General features: G+C 70.9%; 13 protein-coding genes. 10 read left to right on the top strand and 3 right to left on the bottom strand.

Features of this window, described 5'->3' with window-relative positions:
- Positions 1-78 precede the first annotated feature (78 nt).
- The 4 genes from CXQ97_RS03310 (at position 79) to CXQ97_RS03295 (ending at position 5,973) form a co-directional block, all read left to right on the top strand.
- Positions 79-1,626 (top strand): leucyl aminopeptidase, encoded by a 1,548-nt coding sequence (locus tag CXQ97_RS03310; RefSeq protein WP_104179830.1) that lies wholly within the window; start codon positions 79-81, stop codon positions 1,624-1,626.
- Between the two features lie 273 nt (positions 1,627-1,899).
- Positions 1,900-3,282, top strand: coding sequence for a dihydrolipoyl dehydrogenase (gene lpdA / locus CXQ97_RS03305; RefSeq protein WP_104179429.1), 1,383 nt, complete (start codon positions 1,900-1,902; stop codon positions 3,280-3,282).
- 148 nt (positions 3,283-3,430) lie between these two features.
- Positions 3,431-5,272: a 2-oxoglutarate dehydrogenase, E2 component, dihydrolipoamide succinyltransferase gene (gene sucB, locus CXQ97_RS03300; protein ID WP_104179428.1), complete on the top strand. Its 1,842-nt coding sequence runs from the start codon at positions 3,431-3,433 to the stop codon at positions 5,270-5,272.
- Positions 5,273-5,541: 269 nt separating this feature from the next.
- A complete protein-coding gene (locus tag CXQ97_RS03295; protein ID WP_104179427.1) occupies positions 5,542-5,973 on the top strand; it encodes an OsmC family protein in 432 nt (143 codons plus the stop codon).
- Positions 5,974-6,097: 124 nt separating this feature from the next.
- Here the strand turns inward: CXQ97_RS03295 and CXQ97_RS03290 are convergent, their stop codons facing one another.
- On the bottom strand, positions 6,098-9,679 hold the full coding sequence (locus tag CXQ97_RS03290; protein ID WP_104179426.1) for a S41 family peptidase: 3,582 nt from the start codon (positions 9,677-9,679) through the stop codon (positions 6,098-6,100).
- A 219-nt stretch (positions 9,680-9,898) separates the two neighbouring features.
- Here CXQ97_RS03290 and CXQ97_RS03285 point away from each other — a divergent pair, with 219 nt between their 5' ends.
- Positions 9,899-10,795 (top strand): TIGR01777 family oxidoreductase, encoded by an 897-nt coding sequence (locus CXQ97_RS03285; protein ID WP_104179425.1) that lies wholly within the window; start codon positions 9,899-9,901, stop codon positions 10,793-10,795.
- A 33-nt stretch (positions 10,796-10,828) separates the two neighbouring features.
- Here the strand turns inward: CXQ97_RS03285 and CXQ97_RS03280 are convergent, their stop codons facing one another.
- On the bottom strand, positions 10,829-12,934 hold the full coding sequence (locus CXQ97_RS03280; RefSeq protein ID WP_181034957.1) for a protein kinase: 2,106 nt from the start codon (positions 12,932-12,934) through the stop codon (positions 10,829-10,831).
- A gap of 136 nt (positions 12,935-13,070) precedes the next feature.
- On the opposite strand from CXQ97_RS03280, the gene CXQ97_RS03275 reads away from it, so the two are divergent.
- From CXQ97_RS03275 to CXQ97_RS03260, 4 genes are all read left to right on the top strand, one after another.
- Complete coding sequence (locus tag CXQ97_RS03275; RefSeq protein ID WP_104179423.1) at positions 13,071-13,517, top strand: hypothetical protein; 447 nt, start codon at positions 13,071-13,073, stop codon at positions 13,515-13,517.
- A 9-nt stretch (positions 13,518-13,526) separates the two neighbouring features.
- Positions 13,527-14,264, top strand: a complete 738-nt coding sequence (lipB, locus tag CXQ97_RS03270) for a lipoyl(octanoyl) transferase LipB (protein ID WP_104179422.1) — start codon at positions 13,527-13,529, stop codon at positions 14,262-14,264.
- On the top strand, positions 14,261-15,262 hold the full coding sequence (gene lipA, locus CXQ97_RS03265; protein ID WP_104179421.1) for a lipoyl synthase: 1,002 nt from the start codon (positions 14,261-14,263) through the stop codon (positions 15,260-15,262). The genes lipB and lipA overlap by 4 nt, the downstream gene beginning before the upstream one ends.
- A gap of 70 nt (positions 15,263-15,332) precedes the next feature.
- A complete protein-coding gene (locus CXQ97_RS03260) occupies positions 15,333-16,082 on the top strand; it encodes a DUF4191 domain-containing protein (protein WP_104179420.1) in 750 nt (249 codons plus the stop codon).
- Between the two features lie 119 nt (positions 16,083-16,201).
- Here the strand turns inward: CXQ97_RS03260 and CXQ97_RS03255 are convergent, their stop codons facing one another.
- Positions 16,202-16,639 (bottom strand): RDD family protein, encoded by a 438-nt coding sequence (locus CXQ97_RS03255; protein WP_104179419.1) that lies wholly within the window; start codon positions 16,637-16,639, stop codon positions 16,202-16,204.
- A 247-nt stretch (positions 16,640-16,886) separates the two neighbouring features.
- Here CXQ97_RS03255 and glnA point away from each other — a divergent pair, with 247 nt between their 5' ends.
- Positions 16,887-18,311, top strand: a complete 1,425-nt coding sequence (glnA, locus tag CXQ97_RS03250; RefSeq protein ID WP_104179418.1) for a type I glutamate--ammonia ligase — start codon at positions 16,887-16,889, stop codon at positions 18,309-18,311.
- Positions 18,312-18,462: the final 151 nt, after the last annotated feature.

The raw sequence follows: 18,462 nt of genomic DNA, 5'->3' as shown, positions 1-18,462 counted from the left end.
TTCCCGGACCACCAGATACCGGAGCCACGAGTGATGCTGCATCTGGACAACCCAGCCGGACACGAGGAGACAGATTCCGTGATCAAGACGACCGAACTACACCTGACAGCTTCCGCGAAGGACCTCAAGAAGATTCCGAGTGACGCCCTCGTGATCGCGGTCGCGAAGGGGACGGACGGGCCGGTCCTGCTGGAGAGCCCCCTGCCGGCGAAGGCCGCACGCGCGCTCGGCGACAGCCTCCAGGTCCTCGGGGTGACGGGTGCGGCGGACGAGGTGCGGCGCCTTCCCGGGCTCCCCGAGACGGGTGCGGATTCCCTCGTACTGTCCGGCGTCGGCCCCGCGCAGCCGGGTGACACGCTCGGCCCGGAGACGCTGCGTCGCGCCGCCGGTGCCGCGGTCCGCCAGCTGACCGGCCTCGACACCGTCGTCCTCGCCCTGCCGGCCGCGACCGTGGACGCCGCGACCGCGGTCGCCGAGGGTGCCGCCCTCGGCGCCTACAGCTACGAGGGCCACAGGTCCGGCCTGAAGCCGGACGGCACCGTCGCGCCCGCCAGGGACAGGGACGCCGTCCGCAACGTCGTCGTCCACACGGACGTGGCCGACGACGCCGACCTCGCGCCGGCGTTCCGCCGCGCCGTCGTCCTCGGCAAGAACGTCAACGCGACCCGCTCGCTCGTGAACCAGCCCCCCAGCCACCTCTACCCGGAGACCTTCGCCCACGCCGCGAAGGAACTCTCGCGCGGCCTCCCCGTGAAGATCACCGTGATGGACGAGAAGCGCCTCGAGCGTGACGGCTACGGGGGCATCCTCGGCGTCGGCAAGGGATCGTCGCGCCCGCCGCGGATGGTCAAGGTCGAATACTCCCCCGCCAAGTCCGCCGTGCACCTCGCCCTCGTGGGCAAGGGCATCACGTTCGACTCCGGAGGACTCTCGCTGAAGCCCGCCGCGGGCATGCAGACCATGAAGCTCGACATGGCCGGTGCCGCCGTCGTCCTGACCACGCTCCTCGCCGTCGCCGAACTGGGACTGCCCGCGAAGGTCACGGCCTGGCTCTGCCTCGCCGAGAACATGCCGTCGGGCTCCGCGCAGCGCCCCGAGGACGTCCTGTCGATCTACGGCGGCCGCACCGTCGAGGTCCTCAACACCGATGCCGAGGGCCGCCTCGTCCTGGCCGACGGCCTCGCCGCGGCGAGCGAGGAAGCGCCGGACGCGATCATCGACATCGCGACCCTCACCGGAGCCCAGATGATCGCCCTCGGCACGCGGGTCTCGGGTGTCATGGGTGACGACGGGGTGCGCGACGCCGTGAAGGCCGCCGCCGACCGGGCCGGGGAGCAGTTCTGGCCCATGCCGCTGCCCGAGGAACTGCGCCCGAGCCTCGAGTCCCAGGTCGCGGACATCGCCAACATCGGCGAGCGGAACGGCGGCATGATGACCGCCGCCGTGTTCCTCCGCGAATTCGTGGGCCAGGTCGACGGCGAGAAGATCCCGTGGGCGCACCTCGACATCGCGGGACCGGCCTTCAACGAGGGGGCACCCTACGGGTACACGCCGAAGGCCGGGACCGGCGTCGGCGTGCGCACGCTGCTCGCCTACGTCGAGGACGTCCTCGCCCGCGCGCTCTAGCGGCCGGGGGCGCCCTGCCGGCCACGGCGCCCCCTCCCGCCCTGCCCTCTCCTGTCTCCTCGGCCGTTCCCGCGCGCGCACGTGACCCTGCGCACATCGCGTGGATTATGGCGCACGCGACATGGCGTTCAGGTGGATGCCGGCTGCCTGTGGGGATAGGGTGAAAAACGAGAGCACACGAAGCACCTGCCTGGTGCACCGCGACCGCATCTGCAACCGATTCATCAATCGACGCGTCCTGCGCGTCAACGAACCACGCGAGGGAGCGTTCAAGTGGCCGAAGCGGCAACTGCGCAAGAATTCGACATCCTGGTACTCGGTGGAGGCAGCGGCGGATACGCTGCGGCTCTCCGCGCGGTGCAGCTGGGCTTCACCGTGGGACTCATCGAGAAGGGCAAGCTCGGCGGCACCTGTCTCCACAACGGCTGCATCCCCACGAAAGCACTCCTGCACTCGGCGGAGATCGCCGACGGCGCCCGCGACTCCGAGAAGTACGGCGTGAAGGCCAGCTTCGAGTCGATCGACATGGCCGCGGTCAACGCCTACAAGGACGGCATCATCGCGGGCAAGTACCGCGGGCTGCAGGGCCTCATCAAGTCCAAGGGCATCACGGTCATCGAGGGCTCGGGCAAGCTCGCGTCGCAGAACACCATCGACGTCGACGGCACCGTCTACACGGGCAAGCACATCGTCCTCGCCACGGGTTCCTTCTCCCGCAGCCTCCCCGGACTGGAGATCGGCGGCAAGGTCATCACCTCCGACCAGGCGCTGACCATGGACTTCGTCCCGAAGACCGCGATCATCCTCGGCGGCGGCGTCATCGGCTGCGAATTCGCGTCCGTGTGGAAGTCCTTCGGCGTCGACGTCACCATCATCGAGGCCCTCCCCTCGCTCGTGCCGAACGAGGACGCCTCGATCGTGAAGAACTTCGAGCGGGCGTTCAAGAAGCGCGGCATCAAGTTCAACACCGGCACGCGCTTCAAGGCCGTCCAGCAGAACGACGACGGTGTCGTGGTCACGCTGGAGGACGGCAAGACCTTCGAGGCGGACCTCATGCTCGTGGCCGTCGGCCGCGGGCCCGTCACGCAGAACCTCGGCTACGAGGAAGCGGGCCTCACCATGGACCGCGGCTTCGTCATCACCGACGAGCGCCTGCACACCGGCGTCGGCACCATCTACGCGATCGGCGACATCGTCCCCGGCCTCCAGCTGGCCCACCGCGGCTTCCAGCAGGGCATCTTCGTGGCGGAGGAGATCGCCGGGCTCAAGCCCGTCGTCGTCGCCGACATCAACATCCCCAAGGTCACCTACAGCGACCCCGAGATCGCCTCCGTGGGCTACACCGAGAAGGCGGCCCGCGAGAAGTTCGGCGACGATCGCGTGGAGACGCACGAGTACAACCTCGCCGGGAACGGCAAGAGCTCCATCATCGGCACCGGCGGCATCGTCAAGCTCGTCCGCGAGAAGGACGGCCCGATCGTCGGCGTCCACATGCTCGGCAGCCGCATGGGCGAGCAGATCGGCGAGGCGCAGCTCATCGTCAACTGGGAGGCGTACCCCGAGGACGTGGCCCCGCTCATCCACGCGCACCCGACGCAGAACGAGGCCCTCGGCGAGGCCCACCTCGCCCTCGCCGGCAAGCCGCTGCACGGCTGAGGAAAAGCACCCGACCGCCCGAGCCTGGTCCACGCCCCGAGGGCGTGGACTAAGCTCGGAAGCAGGAATCCAAGCACGTCCAGCTGAGCGGGCCACGCTCGTCGACCAGCTGCCAAGGAACGATCTACGAAGGAGAAACGGGCGCATTATGTCTGAATCCGTGAACTTGCCCGCTCTCGGTGAAAGCGTCACCGAAGGCACTGTCACCCGCTGGCTCAAGGCCGTCGGTGACCGCGTCGAGGTCGACGAGCCCCTGCTCGAGGTCTCCACCGACAAGGTCGACACCGAGATCCCCTCGCCCATCGCAGGCGTGATCGAAGAGATCCTGGTCGCCGAGGACGAGACCGCAGAGGTCGGCGCGCCCCTCGTGCGCATCGGCGACGGATCCGGCAGCGGGGACTCGGACGACTCTGCTCCCGCAGCCGAACAGGCTGAAGAGGCCCCGCTGCCGGTCGAGGACGCCGTCCCGTCGACGGAGAAAGCCCCCGAGACCGAGCAGACCGCCGCACCGAGTGGATCGGACGACGCCGGTTCCTCGGACGATTCCGGTGAGGGCACCGAGGTCACCCTCCCCGCGCTGGGCGAGAGCGTCACCGAAGGAACCGTCACGCGCTGGCTCAAGGCCGTCGGCGACGACGTCGAGGTCGACGAGCCCCTGCTCGAGGTCTCCACCGACAAGGTCGACACCGAGATCCCCTCCCCCGTGGCCGGCAAGCTGCAGGAGATCCGGGTGAACGAGGACGAGACCGCCGAGGTCGGTGCGGTCCTCGCCGTCATCGGCTCCGGCGCGGCAGCACCCCGGAAGGTGGAGGCCGCCTCGGGCGAGCCCCTCGTCGCCGCGCCGGCCGAGGAGCGCAACGACTCCCCGACCGAGAAGCCGGGCGCCGACAAGGAAGCCGGCCGGGCCTCGGGAACGTCCGAGCCCGACGAGGACGCCGGCGGCGCACCCTCGCCGGCACCCGCCGCCGAGAAGCCCGCCGCGCCCCAGCCGACGCCGTCGGCCGGCACGGACTCGGGAAGCACCGAGGCAGGGTCCGCCGCCTACGTGACGCCGCTCGTCCGCCGCCTGGCCAACCAGAACGACGTCGACCTCTCCACCGTCAAGGGCACCGGCGTCGGAGGACGCATCCGCAAGCAGGATGTCCTCGAGGCCGCGGAGGCCCGCAAGGCGCAGCAGGCGGAGCCCGCAGCCGCACCGCAGGCAGCCCCGTCGGCACCCGCACCCGCAGCACCGTCGAAGGCCGCCCCCGCGGTCGAGCCCTCGAAGCTGCGCGGCACCGTGGAGAAGGCCCCGCGCATCCGGCAGACCATCGCGAAGCGCATGCGCGAGTCGCTGGAGGTCTCCGCGCAGCTCACGCAGGTCATCGAGGTGGACATGACCCGCATCGCGAAGCTGCGGACCGCGTCGAAGGACACCTTCCAGGCGCAGAACGGCGCGAAGCTCACCTTCCTCCCCTTCATCTCGAAGGCCGTCACCGAGGCGCTCAAGCAGCACCCGAAGCTGAACGCGTCCTTCGACGAGGAGAAGAAGGAGGTCACCTACCACGACGCCGAGCACCTGGCGATCGCGGTCGACACCGAGAAGGGCCTCCTCGTCCCCGTCATCAAGGACGCCGGGAACCTCAACCTCGGTGGCCTCGCCAAGAAGATCGCCGACGTCGGGGCGCGCACCCGCAACGGCCAGATCGGTCCGGACGAGCTGTCGGGAGGCACCTTCACGATCACGAACATCGGATCGGCCGGCGCCCTCTTCGACACCCCGATCATCAACCAGCCGCAGGTCGGCATCCTGGGCACGGGCATCATCGTCAAGCGTCCCGTGGTGATCACGGGCGTCGACGGTGACGACACCATCGCCATCCGCTCGATGATGTACCTGAGCCTGACGTACGACCACCGCCTGGTCGACGGGGCGGACGCGGGCCGCTTCCTGCAGACGCTCAAGGCGCGCCTCGAGGGCGGCGCGTTCGAGGCCGACCTCGGCGCGTAGCTTCCGGGCATCGCTAGGAGCCGCTTCCCGCGAGGGAGGCGGCTCCTGCCGTCTGTGCACCCTCCGACGGCGCTCCGACCGCCGTCCCCGGCCTCTGGCCGTGCTGCCGCCCTGCCTTGCTGCCGCCCTGCCTGCCCGGACGGATCCCATCCCCCGATGGGGCGGCCCCGCAACCCCACCCGGGCCCGATGGAACTCGGCTGCGGCGCTCCCTAGGATGGGGGAATCGGGTGCGGCGATCGTCGTGTCCGTCCGACAGCAAGGAGAACCATGGCTACCGTTCGCACAGCCCACACCGTCTGGAGTGGCGACCTTCCCACCGGCTCGGGCCAGGTCACGCTCGATTCGTCCGGTCTCGGCTCCTACGACGTCACCTGGAAGGCGCGGGCCGAGCAGTCGGGCGGCAAGACGAGCCCCGAAGAGCTCATCGCGGCCGCGCACTCCGCGTGCTTCTCGATGGCCTTCAGCCTTGCCCTCGGTGAGGAGGGCAAGACGCCGGATCGCGTGGAGACCAAGGCAGAGGTCGACTTCCAGCCCGGCACCGGGATCACGGCCATCCGGCTCACGCTCGACGCCACGGTCCCGGGCCTGTCCGAGGACGACTTCCAGCGCGTGGCACAGGCCGCCAAGGAAGGCTGCCCCGTGTCGCAGGCCCTCGCCGCCGTCAAGGACATCTCGCTGACCGCGACACTGCAGAGCTGACCGGCTCCTCCCGGAGGGAGAGCCGGACGACACAGGAGGCCCCGGACACCGTCCGGGGCCTCCTGTGTCCGGGGCCCGCTCTGTTCGGCACCCGGTGCGGGATCTGCCTGATCCCCGCCCCGGGTCAGCCGCGGAGGGCCTGCGGGCGCGGGGGCAGCGGCGCCGGCCGGCGCGAGGGGTAACCGTCCTTCGCGGGCGCCGTGTCCGCGGGTAGCCCGGTGAGCATCTCGCGCAGGACGTCCACGCCGCGGTCGAGCTGCGGATCCTGACCGGCCCCGTGCGCGTGCGGCGGGAACGGCACCTCGATGTCCGGGTCCACCCCGTGGTTCTCGATGTCCCACCCCACCCCACCCGTCACGTGGAAGCCGTACCGCGGCTGATTGACGCCCGTGCCGTCGGCGAGCGTGAACCGTCCGTCGATGCCGATGACCCCACCCCACGTCCTGGTGCCGATGACGGGGCCGATCCCCCGCAGCTTCGCCACCTGCGTGATGATGTCGCCGTCTGACCCCGCGAATTCGTCGGTGAGGACGACCACGGGTCCGCGGGGCGCGTGCGCCGGGTACGTGCCGGGCACCTCGCCGCGCGGCATGGACCACGCGGTGACGCGCCGGCCGATGAGTTCGGCCACGAGCTGCGACGTGTGTCCGCCCCGGTTGCGGCGGACGTCGACCACCAGGGCGTCCTGCGCGGTCTCGCGGTCCAGATCGCGGTGCAGCTGGCCCCACCCGTGGGCCACCATGTCGGGGATGTGGAGGTAGCCGAAACGGCCGTCCGACGCCCGCCGGACCGCCGCCCTGTTCGCCGCGACCCAGTTCTGGTAGCGCAGGCGCTCCTCGCTGCGCAGCGGGACCACGGCGACGCGACGGCGGGCCCCCGGAGTCCCGCCCGATCCACCCGATCCACCTGGTCCGTCGGCACCGGACCGGACCGTGAGCTCGACGGCGAGTCCCGCCGCCCCCGTGAGGAGCACGGACGGCCCGAAGGCGGCCGGCACCGGGACGCCGTCGATGGCCTCGATCAGGTCTCCTGCACGGACGCCCACACCTGGCGCACTGAGCGGCGAGACCGCCTGGGGATCGGAGGACTCGGTGTCGAAGACCCGCGTGACGCGCCATCCACCGTCCGCAGGCGCCAGCTCCGCGCCGAGGAAGCCCTGATGACCGCCGGGCTCGGTCACGAGCGCCGGCGCCACGTAAGCGTGGGACGTGCCGAGCTCGCCGTGGAGCTCCCACAGCAGGTCGACGAGGTCATCGTGCGTGCCGAGGCGGTCGACGATCGGCAGGTACCGTTCCCTGACCCCGTCCCAGTCGACGCCCGCCATGTCCTCGGTCCAGTAGAAGTCGCGCTGCAGCCGCCAGGCCTCCTCGAACGCCTGCCGCCAGACGCTGACGGGATCGAGGGTGACCCGGATGCGCTCGAGCGCCACGTCGACGCGCTTCGGGGAATCCGCCTCGGCCTTGCCGTCGGTGGGGACCGCTGTGACCTTCCCGCCCGAGGTGAACACCGCCGTCGCGCCGTCACGGCTGACCTCGTAGGCATCGACCTCCGTCGCCAGCACCTCGACGCTCCTGCGGGCGACGTCGAACCGTTCGAGCCGCCGTGCGGGTGCGACAGCGGACGAGGAGGCGCGCCCGTCTCCCGTGACTCCCCCGATGTCGCCGGCCGTCCACAGCAGGCCGCCGTCCACCGCGCGCAGGTCGTCGTAGGTGCCCTGGGCGACGGGCAGCGGGATGGTACGCGCCATCAGGAGCGCCGCATCGACGACGACGCGAGCGGGACTCCCCTCCCGGGCGCCGTCCGTCCCGGCCGTGACGTCGTCCCCTGCTCCGGTCGCTCCGGCGGGAGCCGCGCTCGGACCGAACGGCGACGGCGTCCCGACCGCGAGCGCCACGAGGTAGGGCTTCGTCGACGCGGGGAAGCTCAGGTCGAAGCGGTGGGTGTCGTAGACGGGGTCGAAGCTGCGGTCGGAGAGGAAGGCGAGGTACTTGCCGTCGCGGGTGAAGGTCGGTGACCAGTCACGGAAGCGCCCGTCGGTGACGTCGACGGCAGGAGGGGTACCGGCCCCGTCCCCTGCCATCGACGTCACGCCAGTGAGCCGGATGCGGCTGCGTGTCCCCTCCTGCGCCGCGGGTTCGGCCCAGGCGAGCCATGCCGAGTCGTGCGAGAACGTGACCGACTCGATCACCCCGTGCTCGGTGGAGGCGATGCGACGGCGTTCCCCGGCGGGCGTGAGGATCTCCAGCACCCCGGTCTCCGACGCCACCGCGATGCGGCTGCCGTCGGGGCTCACGGCGAGCGCCGATGCGCGGAAGCGCCCCTCGAACCCGATGCGCTGCAGGGCGTCGAGGGCGCCCGACGCCTGTGCCTCGAGGACCGCCGCCTCGCCGTCCGCCTCCGGATCGCCGCTCTCCTGCGGCGCCGGTTCCTCGCCCAATTCCTCGCCCGGTTCCTCCCCCGTCGTACCCGGCCGTCGACCGGCCTCGCTATCGCGGTTCCCGTCCGTGTGCGGGCCGCCGGAGGAGCCGTGCGCGTCGACCCGGTCCGCACGCGCCAGGATGCTGTCGGCGTCGTCCTGCCCGGTCCCCCCGGTCCTGCCTGCCTGCGGACCGCTCGGGGCATGGGCGAAGACGTCCCGGACGTACAGGGCCTCCTCGCCGTCCAGGTCCGCGATGTAGGCCACGCGGGTGCCGTCCACCGGGCGTCCGAGGCGTGCCCGCACACCGGGGGCGGCCTCCACCACGCGCGACGGACCGTCCCTGTGCGTAAGCCAGTGCAGGGTCCCGTGCGCCTCGACGATAGACGCGGAGCCGTCGGCCGTCGGCACGGCTGCGGCGAGGTGCCGTTCCGCGGTCAGCCGATGCGGACGTCGCGTGGTCGATGCCGAGCCGAGGGTGATCGCGAGCCGGACGGCGTCGCCGTCGAGGGACGGGAGGTGCCAGAGGTGTCCCGCCGACTCGAAGACGATCCCGGTCCCGTCCGTGGTCGCATGACGGACGTAGAACTCGTCGTGGTCCGTGTGACGGCGCAGATCCGAGCCCCCGCGGTCGACGGAATAGAGATTGCCGTGGCCCTCGTGGTCGGACAGGAAGGCCAGGCGGCCGGAGACCCACATGGGGTCGCTCAGGTTGCCGTCGAGCTCCGCCAGGAACCGCTCGAAGGCACCGGTCCCGTCGGCGTCCAGCCAGAACCTGCCGGCGGTGCCGCCCCTGTAGCGCTTCCACCAGGCCGGCTCGCGCGTCAGCACGCTGCCGATGACCAGCGGCCGCCCGCCCTCGAGGGCGGGCCCTTCCGCGACGGCGTCGACGGGACCGTACGGGATGACCGACTGGGAGGATCCGTCGAGCGGTACCCGGTAGGCCCAGCCCAGCCGGGAATCCTCGTGCCGGAAGGCGCTCGTCGCCAGCACCTCCCCCGCTGCGGTGAAGCCCTTCACACGCGTGCTCTGGTGGCCCCAGTAGGTGAGCCGCCGGAAGTTCCCGCCCTCGACGTCCGCGGCCACGACCTCGGGGGCGCCGCCCTGGACGACGGTCCAGGCGACGGTCGAACCATCCGGCGAGAAGCGGGGGTTCCTGGCGGCGAGCTGCAGCGCGGAGATGCGCCACGCACGGCCCCCGCCGAGCGGAGCGACCCAGACGTCGTTCTCGGCGACGAAGGTGATCCTGGTGCCGTGCAGGTGCGGGAAGCGGAGGTAAGAGGAGCCCATTGGTCGATCTTAGCCACGGCCGATCGTGCGGCTCCCGGTCGTCCGACGCCGGCCCCGTGGGACCGCTGTCAGGCCGTCCACGACGTCCCTCACGACGTCGTCCGGCACGGGCACAGGCACAGGCACCGGCACGGGCACCGGCCACGCACCGATCAGGCGAGCGGACGGGTGCCAGGGTGTCCGATACCTTTCGCGGGTCGCAAGTGGTTCGATGGTGCCATGCGCATCCTCCTCGCCGGCGCGTCCGGGACCATCGGAACAGCCCTCACCCGCCACCTCGAACCGGACCATGAGGTCCGGCGCCTCGTCCGCAGGGCACCCAAGGGTCAGCAGGAGGTCCGCTGGAACCCCGCGGCCGGCGACCTCGACGTCGACGCCGTCGAGTGGGCGGACGCCGTCATCAACCTCTCGGGAGCGGGCATCGCGGGCGGGCTCTGGACGAGGAGCTACAGGGAGACGCTCTATGCCTCGCGCATCCTGCCGACCCGGACGCTCGTCGAGGCGATGCGCAGGGCGACGAACCCGCCCGAGGTCTTCATCAGCCAGTCGGCGTCGGGCTACTACGGGGACCGCGGCGACGACGTCCTCACCGAGGGGTCTCGCTCGGGCGACACCCTCATGGCGGACATCTGCCGACGGTGGGAGGCGGAGGCCCTCCGCGCGCCCGACGCCGTCCGCGTCGTCCTGCCCAGGACGGGCATCGTGATGGCGAAGGAAGGCGGCGCCCTGCCCAACCTGCTGATCCCGATCCGCTTCTTCGCCGGGACCTCCCTCGGCTCCGGCCGCCAGTGGTGGCCGTGGATCAGCCTCAACGACCAGGTCCGTGCCGTCGGGTTCCTCCTCACAGCGTCCCTGTCGGGTCCCGTCAACCTGAGCGCGCCGGCGCCGGCCACCCTGGACACGATCACGCTGCAGCTCGGCAGGGTGTTCCACAGGCCGGTCTGGTTCCGCGTCCCCGGCCCCCTCCTGACGGCCGTCCTCGGGCAGCTCGGCCGGGAACTCCTCCTCGTGAGCGCCCGGATGGAGCCGCGCGCCCTGACGGGCGCAGGGTTCTCCTTCGACGAACCCACGCCGGAGGCGCTCGCCGACTGGGTGCACGACACCGTCACCCGCTAGGCCGCCGCCGGCCTGCCGGTCGGGCGCCGATTCTCACCCCGGCGGCGACACGACGGAGTGGATCCGCCAGCCCGGATCGGTCCTCCAGAGGACGAAGATGAGCTCCTGGCGGCCGGCAGCCATGAGCGGCCCCGGCGCGGCTTCGGGCTGCGGCCCGGCCCTGGATGACGACGCGGAGGACGAGGTGTAGGACGACAGGACCGCCGTCGCCCGGACGACGGACACCTCGGCCGCGGTGGGCGTGGCGACCGCGGGGAGGGAAGCCACCGCGGGCAGCGCCGCGAGGTCGGACCCGGTCAGCACCACCGGGTCCCGGATACCGATCGAGAGGTCCCGGAAGACCCTGCCCGAGCCGGCGAGCGCCCCCACGGCCTCCCGGTCCGCTGCCATGGCGGGCGACCCCTCGACGTCGACACCCTCGAGGATGGCGGGGTCCGCCGTCGCGAACGCGGTCGCACGACGACCGGCGAGGCCCGCCAGCGCCGTCAACGGGTCGTCCACGGCCGAGTCGTCCGGCGACGCCTCGTCCGACGCATCCCGCGGCGCGTCGAGCGAGGCGTCCGGCGAGGCGTCCGACGCGGCGGACGCGCCCTGCCCCTCCGGCGCGTCCGGCTCCCGTGACGGTCCCCAGTCGTCCCGGCCCCGTGCCGGCCCGCCCTGCGCGGCGGGAGGGAGTTCCTCCGGCCCCCCGGCTTCCTCCTGCCCGGTGGGCGCTGGCCCACCGGTCGCCGCGGTCGGCGCTCCCGGGCTGCCGAGCGTGAGCAGTATCCCCGCGACGAGAAGTACCGCGGCGGCCAGTCCTGCGACGATCGCCGGCAGGCCCCGCATCCGGTGCGCGCTTCGTCGTCGATGCCCGCGAGCCCGCACACGACCGGCTGACCCTGCTCGACCGGACGGCGACGGTCGGGATGCTCGAGACGGTCGGGTGGTCGATGCGGCGGACGTGTCGCGCGGCGCGGAGGACGTCGCGCTGCCCGACCGGGACCACCGGGCCCCTGCGCGCCGGATCACCTGCTCCCACCGTGAGGGCCGGACGGCAGGGGCATCCGCGCGCCGCGTCAGCAATTCGGGCAGGACGCTGGCGTGGACCGCGGAGGCCAGGCTGATCGGAGCAGGAACCGCGCTGGCCAGCAGGGTGCGCGCGAACCGGTCGGCGGTGGGTCGGCGGTCCCTGTCGGCGCCGAGCCCGTCCTCGATGAGCTGCACCAGCTGCGGGGGGACCTCGGGCACGATCAGCGAGAGCGGCGGTCTCTGCTCGGTGGGCCCGGGGACCCGGCCGGTCAGCGCGAACCATGCGACGGCAGCCAGCGCGAACATGTCTGCTCCCGCGTCGAAGTCCCCCCGCCACCCGGGATCGAGGAACCCCGGTGTGCCCACGGCCGCGCCGGGCTCCGATCCGAGGAGCCGCCCGGTGCCGAGATCACCGAGCAGGGGTTTGCCCTCGTGCGTGAAGAGGATGTTGGCGGGTGCCACGTCGCCGTGCAGTGCACCTGCCCCGTGCAGGTGGTCGAGCACCTGCGCGACAGGGGCCAGTGCCGTCACGACCTCCGGGACAGGGAGCGGACCACGGCTGGTGACCAGGCCCAGCAGGGATCCCCCCTTCGCCAGGTCCATCAGCAGGCCCGGGCCCCGGTCGGTCTCGACCAGGCGGTGTACCCGGACCAGGTGTTCATGCGCCGACCCCTGCAGCAGCCGGAGCTCCTGCACCGCGCCCTGCAGGCCGTCCTCCGGACCCCCGGGCTGCCGCGCAGGGTGGCGCGGTCCTGCCGCGTCCCCGCTCGGACCGGGTCCGGGCCGCCCCACCGGGGGTGTCGGGATGCCGCGGGCGGCCCGCCTCCCGTGCCGCCCCTCGACCGCCGTCGGCGGCGGCGGGATCGCCTCACCCGACGGGTGCTGACGAGCCACCTTGAGCGCGAAGGATCGTCCGGCGTCGTCCGTGACGAGCCACACGGTGGAGGAGCCGCCCCGCCCGAGCAGCCGGCCGACGCGGAGGCCCGCGACGGAGGGCCGGTCGGCGTCCTCACCGGGATCCGCGGGATCCGCGGTCACCGGCTCGTTCCCAGGCGCGAGGAGCTCCTCCCCGTGCGGGGGCCCGGCCCGGGTCCCCCCGGCGTGCCGTGATCGCGTCAGGTCGCTCATGCACCAGTTGTAGGCCACGGCGCCCCCCGTCATCGCGTTATCCACAGGAGAACCCCGCCCGGTCGGGATTCCACTTGCGTCACTAGAACACGTGTTCTATTTTTAAGGCCCCAGCTTTCGGCGGAACAGGTGTGCCATGGACCCCAATCCATCCGATCCGGTCGGCCGGTGGCGACCGTTCGACGAGGCCGTCACCGTCACCTTCGCGACCGGCCCGTGCGGTCCGAGACCCCTCGCCCTGCACTGGCGCGGCTCGCTCTGGCGGGTCGTCGGAGAGAGCCTGCACTGGTCCACCTGGCGGGCCCTGCCCGTCGCGCCCGCCCACCCCGACGACCACCCGGTTCCCCTCGGTTTCCGGGCCGACTTCTGGAGGTTCCAGGCACAGTCCGATCCCGTCTCCCCCGTCCTGCATTTCGAGGTGCGGAGGGCGGGCGCCGGTTGGCGGCTGGTGAGACTCGGTGCGACCTTCGACCTGCCGGACCGGAGCACCACGGAGGCGACCACCACGGGCCGGACCTCCGACGGCGACGCGGCAGGATGCGCAGACCCCGTCCCGGCAGGGAGTGTCGGCGCACGGGACTAGGCTTGCCCCATGACTCTTGTGCTGTCACGCGTCGGCCTCGCCCCGGACTACGTCGAGTACACGCGGGGCTGGGAGCTGCAGAAGGCCCTGCACGAGCAGGTGGTCGGCGGCACCGCCCCGAGCACCGTCCTCCTCCTCGAACACACCGCCGTCTACACGGCGGGCAGGCGCACCGAGGACCACGAGAGGCCCTTCGACGGGACGCCCGTCGTCCCCGTCGACCGCGGCGGGAAACTCACCTGGCACGGTCCGGGGCAACTGGTGGGGTACCCGATCCTCGCGCTGCGCGACCCGGCACGGGTGGCGGAGTACGTCCACACGCTCGAAGAGATCATCATCGTCGCGCTGCGACACTTCGGCATCGACGGCATCCGGATCGACGGCCGGTCCGGTGTCTGGCTCGCGGCGGCGGACAGGCGGCCGGCGCGGAAGATCGCGGCGATCGGGATCCGCGTGAAGCACCGCGTCACGATGCACGGTTTCGCCATCAACTGCAGCAACGATCTCGCACCCTTCCAGCAGATCGTCCCGTGCGGGATCCGCGATGCCGGGGTGACGTCGATCTCCGCCGAATGCGGAAGGACGGTGACGCCCGGGCAGATCGTTTCGCTGATCGAAGCCGGACTGCGCGACAATGAGGCGGTGCTGGTGGGCGGGGTCGAGGTCGACGCGCTCCCACCGGGCACTGCTGCCGCCGGCCCATCCGGCCCGGCCCAGGACACCCAGTCAGAAGGAGCTTTACTGTGAGCCTTGCACCCGAGGGCCGCCGCCTGCTGCGCGTCGAGGCGCGCAATGCCGAGACGCCGGTCGAGCGCAAACCGGACTGGATGAAGGCGAAGGTCAACATCGGGCCCGAATTCGTCGCGATGAAGAACCTGGTGAAGAAGGAGGGGCTGCACACCGTCTGCGAAGAAGCGGGCTGCCCGAACATCTTCGAGTGCTGGGAGGACCGCGAGGCCACCTTCCTCATCGGCGGTTCGGAGTGCACGAGGCGCTGCGACTTCTGCCAGATCGACACCGGGAAGCCGCAGCCACTGGACAGGAGCGAGCCCTTCAAGGTGGCGCAGTCCGTCCGGTCCATGAACCTGCGCTACGCCACCGTCACCGGCGTCGCCCGGGACGATCTCCCCGACGAGGGTGCCTGGCTGTACGCCGAGACCATCCGCCAGATCCACAGCATGAACCCCGGCACGGGCGTGGAGATCCTCATCCCCGACTTCTCGGGCCGCCCGGAGCACATCGCGGCGATCTGCGACGCCGCACCGGAGGTCTTCGCGCACAACGTCGAGACGGTGCCGCGCATCTTCAAGCGCATCCGCCCGGCGTTCCGTTACGAGCGCTCGCTCGACGTCATCACGCAGGGCCGCGACCGCGGGATGGTCACGAAGTCCAATCTCATCCTCGGCATGGGCGAGACGCGCGCGGAGATCTCGGAGGCGCTGCGCGACCTGCACGACGCCGGGTGCGACCTCATCACGATCACGCAGTACCTCCGGCCCAGCGAGCGACACCTCCCCGTGGACCGCTGGGTCAAGCCCGGCGAGTTCGTCGAGCTCAGCGAGGAGGCCGAGGAGATCGGCTTCCTGGGCGTCATGAGCGGGCCACTCGTACGCTCCTCCTACCGCGCCGGCCGCCTCTGGGCCCGGGCCATGCGGAAGAAGGGCCTCGACCTGCCCCCGGAGCTCGCCCACCTCGACGAGTCGGGCTCCGCCGCCCAGGAAGCGTCCTCCCTCCTCGCCGGCTGACCGGACCGGCCGGGTAGGCGGCGGCGTACGCCGTCGCCGCCCGCCCGGCATCCCGTAGAATCGGATCACTATGTCGCACACGATCGATCCTTCAGGTCCCCCGCCCAGACGTCGGCTTTTCTCGCGCAAGCCGAAAGCCCAGAAGGGGCCGAAGAAGCCCGGGCGGATGAAGCAGGTCGCCGAGGTCTTCCAGATGACCCGGCGCAACGATCCGAGTGCGGTCTGGTTCATGCTGCTGGCCTTCGTCGGCATCATCGCCGTCGGCCTGCTGATCGGCCTCCTGATCGACAACGTGATCACCCTGATGATCATCGCGATCCCGCTCGCGTTCCTCGCGGCCATCTTCATCCTCTCCCGCAGGGCGGAGCGTGCCGCGTTCTCCCAGATCGAGGGGAAGCCGGGCGCAGCCGGTGCCGCCCTGAGCGTGCTGCGCCGAGGGTGGATCCTGCAGGAGCAGCCGGTGGCCGTGAACCCGCGGACCCAGGACGCCGTGTTCCGGGTCATCGGCCGACCGGGCGTGGTCCTCGTGACCGAGGGCCCTTCCTCACGCGTGAAGCAGCTGATCGACGGCGAGAAGCGGAAGATGGCGCGCATCATCCCCAACGTCCCGGTGCACGTCATCGAGACGGGCCGCGACGACCGCCAGGTACCGCTGGCCAAGCTGCCGAAGAACGTGCAGAAGCTGAAGAAGACCCTCACCAAGCAGGAGGTCCATGCGGTCGACAAGCGCCTGACCGCCCTGGGCACGAAACTCCCGATCCCGAAGGGCGTGGACCCCTTCAAGGCCCGACCGGACCGGAAGGCCATGCGCGGCCGCTGACCCGCCCCCGACCGTCTCCACGCAGACGCGGAACGAGCCCCTTCCCGCATCGGGAGGGGCTCGTTCTCTGTCTGCGGCGTCGTCCGACTGGTGGTGGAAGATCCTGGTGGCGGAAGAGCCTAGATACGGAAGAGGCCCGTGGCGCGCGCCCGGTCGTGGAGCCCGCGCTGGTCGGCGTCGATGACGAGGGCCGGGACGACAAGGCACAGCAGCACGCTGCGGATCAGGGCCGTGAGGAACCCCGCGGGCCTACCGTCGAGCGTCTGCACCTGCATCCTCAGCACCCGGTGGCCGATGCTGTAGCCGAAGAAGCCGACGAACAGGACCTGCTCCACGAGGAAGATGTACAGGGTCGCGAAGCCGTCGTAGCCGAAGAAGGCGGCGGAGATGAGGGAGCAGATGATCCAGTCGATGAGGAGCGCTCCCGCCCTGGGTGCGAAGCGTGCTAGCGATCCCGGTCCCGCTTCAGGCCGCCCGAGCCTTTGTCCTGGCCAGTCCTGATCGCCCGACGGCGGCGGGCCCTCCATCCACGAGCCCACGTCATTTCTGTCCACCAGCCCAGCGTACCGGCAGGGACCGGCAGGCCTGCCGCCCCGACTCCGCAGGGAGGCGCTAGGGTGGACGGAGCAGTCCCAAGTAACGTCCCGGAAACAATGGCGACACCAGCGGGAAACTGCCCGCTCCTACAGTTGGGACGAGTCGGCGGCAGCGTACCACCTGCCACAGCTCGTGATCACCGAGCGGTGCACGGACACGTGCTGGCGCCGAGTCTTTTCACCAGCCATGCGTTAGGAGCATGAATCGATGTTTAAGAATGCGGACGAGGTCCTCACATTCATCGCCGACGAAGACATCAAATTTGTCGATGTCCGGTTCACCGATCTTCCAGGGGTGCAGCAGCACTTCAACGTACCGGCGAAGTCGGTCGACGCCGACTTCTTCGTGCACGGCCAGCTCTTCGACGGTTCCTCCATCCGCGGCTTCCAGGGCATCGCGGAGTCGGACATGCAGCTCATCCCGGACGTGACGACGGCGTTCATCGACCCGTTCCGCACCGAGAAGACCCTCGCGCTGAACTTCTCCATCGTCAACCCGCGGACCGGTGACCCCTACCACCGTGACCCGCGCAGCGTCGCGGAGAGGGCCGAGGCCTACCTGTCCTCGACCGGTATCGCCGACACGGCGTTCTTCGCCCCCGAGGCCGAGTTCTTCATCTTCGACAACGTGCAGTACGAGTCCTCCCCGCAGGGCAGCTTCTACAAGGTGGACTCGATCGAGGCACCCTGGAACAGCGGGCGCGAGGAGGTCGGCGGAAACCTGGGCAACAAGACCCCCTTCAAGGGCGGTTACTTCCCCGTCTCCCCCGTGGACAAGCAGGCAGACCTGCGCGACGCCATCTGCGTGGAGCTGGACAAGGCGGGCCTCGAGGTCGAGCGCTCCCACCACGAGGTCGGCGGCGCCGGCCAGGCCGAGATCAACTACAAGTTCACGACGATGACGCACGCTGCGGACGACCTGCAGAAGTTCAAGTACATCGTGAAGAACGTCTCCAACGCGTGGGGCAAGTCGGCCACGTTCATGCCGAAGCCGGTCTTCGGGGACAACGGCTCGGGCATGCACTGCCACCAGTCGCTGTGGAGTGACGGACAGCCGCTGTTCTACGACGAGCGCGGCTATGCGGGGCTGTCGGACATGGCCCGGTGGTACATCGGTGGCCTGCTGAAGCACGCCTCGGCGGTCCTCGCCTTCACGAACCCGACCGTGAACTCCTACCGGCGCCTGGTCAAGGGCTTCGAGGCGCCGGTCAACATGGTGTACTCGCAGGGCAACCGCTCCGCCGGGATCCGCATCCCGATCACGGGGTCGAACCCGAAGGCCAAGCGCATCGAGTTCCGCGCACCGGACCCCTCGTCGAACCCGTACCTGGCGTTCGCCGCGCAGCTCATGGCCGGCCTCGACGGCATCAAGAACCGTATCGAGCCCGCAGAGCCCATCGACAAGGACCTCTACGAGCTCCCGGCCGAGGAGGCCAAGGACATCCAGAAGGCTCCCGGCTCCCTCGAGGAGGCACTGCTGGCTTTGGAGGCGGACAACGAGTTCCTGCAGGCCGGCGACGTGTTCACGCAGGACCTGATCGACACGTGGATCGAGTACAAGCGCGAGATGGAGATCAAGCCGCTCTCGCTGCGCCCGAACCCCTACGAGTTCGAGCTCTACTACGGCGTCTAGCAGCACCCGCACGACCAGCACGGACCGACGGCGGCTCTTCCATCCGGAAGGGCCGCCGTCGTCGTGCCGCGTGCCACGCGGTCGCTCCGTCGCGAAATACACCGGCAGCGGGGACGCGGACCATACACTCGTCGAGGCCACAGCTGCCGCT

Source organism: Arthrobacter sp. B0490, from assembly GCF_002929355.1.
In the GTDB taxonomy this organism is placed as follows: domain Bacteria; phylum Actinomycetota; class Actinomycetes; order Actinomycetales; family Micrococcaceae; genus Arthrobacter_D.
This window is presented reverse-complemented; position numbering and strand designations above follow the sequence as displayed.

Bases quoted from the DNA above. Each gene is read 5' to 3' on its own strand.
- CXQ97_RS03275 (WP_104179423.1), top strand. From the start codon at position 13,071: ATGGACCCCAATCCATCCGATCCGGTCGGCCGGTGGCGACCGTTCGAC.
- CXQ97_RS03260 (WP_104179420.1), top strand. From the start codon at position 15,333: ATGTCGCACACGATCGATCCTTCAGGTCCCCCGCCCAGACGTCGGCTT.
- glnA (WP_104179418.1), top strand. From the start codon at position 16,887: ATGTTTAAGAATGCGGACGAGGTCCTCACATTCATCGCCGACGAAGAC.
- CXQ97_RS03295 (WP_104179427.1), top strand. From the start codon at position 5,542: ATGGCTACCGTTCGCACAGCCCACACCGTCTGGAGTGGCGACCTTCCC.
- CXQ97_RS03280 (WP_181034957.1), bottom strand. From the start codon at position 12,934: ATGAGCGACCTGACGCGATCACGGCACGCCGGGGGGACCCGGGCCGGG.
- lipB (WP_104179422.1), top strand. From the start codon at position 13,527: ATGACTCTTGTGCTGTCACGCGTCGGCCTCGCCCCGGACTACGTCGAG.
- CXQ97_RS03285 (WP_104179425.1), top strand. From the start codon at position 9,899: ATGCGCATCCTCCTCGCCGGCGCGTCCGGGACCATCGGAACAGCCCTC.
- sucB (WP_104179428.1), top strand. From the start codon at position 3,431: ATGTCTGAATCCGTGAACTTGCCCGCTCTCGGTGAAAGCGTCACCGAA.
- CXQ97_RS03290 (WP_104179426.1), bottom strand. From the start codon at position 9,679: ATGGGCTCCTCTTACCTCCGCTTCCCGCACCTGCACGGCACCAGGATC.